Here is a 759-nt window from a genome sequence, read left to right on the forward strand (position 1 = left end):
GATGAAGGCCAGCGCGATGGACGAGGCCAGGAGTCCGGCTGCCGCCGCGACCAGGAGAACGCCCCGCCAGGGCAGTGACCCGACGCCGGCGATGAGGTGCGGAAGGGTCGATCCGAGCGTCAGGGCGGCGATGAGAATCCCCATAGACTTGCCGCGTGCGGCGCCATGCGCCCAGGAAGCCATGAGTTTCATGCCGACCGGGTAGACAGCGGCCAGGCACACGCCGGTCGCGAAGCGAAGTGGAACGGCTGCGGCGAACCGATCGACCGACACGGCCAGCAGCACGGTGCACACGGCCGCCGCGGCGGCGCCGCCGGCGAGGAGGCGCTGGGGCGGGAGACGATCGGCGAGGGTGAGGGCGGCGGACGTGAGCGCGCCGGTGACGAAGCCGAGCTGGACCGACGCGGTCAGCCATACCGCGTCGGCGGAGTCGAGTCCCCACTCACTGCGGAGTGTGGGGACCACGGCTGACATGGAGAACCAGACGGCGAGGCCGAGTACCTGTACGGCGGCGATCGCGCCGCGCTGTACACCGACGTTCATGGTCTCCCCCCGGCCCCTTCCTCGGACTGCCCAGCCGTCGGTGCCGCCGGCTCCTTCCCCGGCAACGGCGACGTCGGGCGGGAGAAGCCTACGGGGTGGTCTCCCGCCCGCTCTGCCCGGCTCCCGGGGCGTACGGCTCACGCGAAGGGGTCGAGGACGAGGCAGAGGTGTCCGTCCAGGCGTGCGACCTGGTCGCTGTCCGGGGCGGGCGGGAGC

The 759-nt window shown here is 72.5% G+C and carries 1 protein-coding gene; it reads right to left on the minus strand.

Features of this window, described 5'->3' with window-relative positions:
* On the minus strand, positions 1-543 hold a 543-nt coding region (locus C1I97_RS38240; RefSeq protein WP_146608467.1), incomplete at its 3' end, for an MFS transporter.
* Positions 544-759: the final 216 nt, after the last annotated feature.

The sequence above is a fragment of the Streptomyces sp. NTH33 genome (assembly GCF_003236365.1).
Lineage (GTDB): Bacteria > Actinomycetota > Actinomycetes > Streptomycetales > Streptomycetaceae > Streptomyces.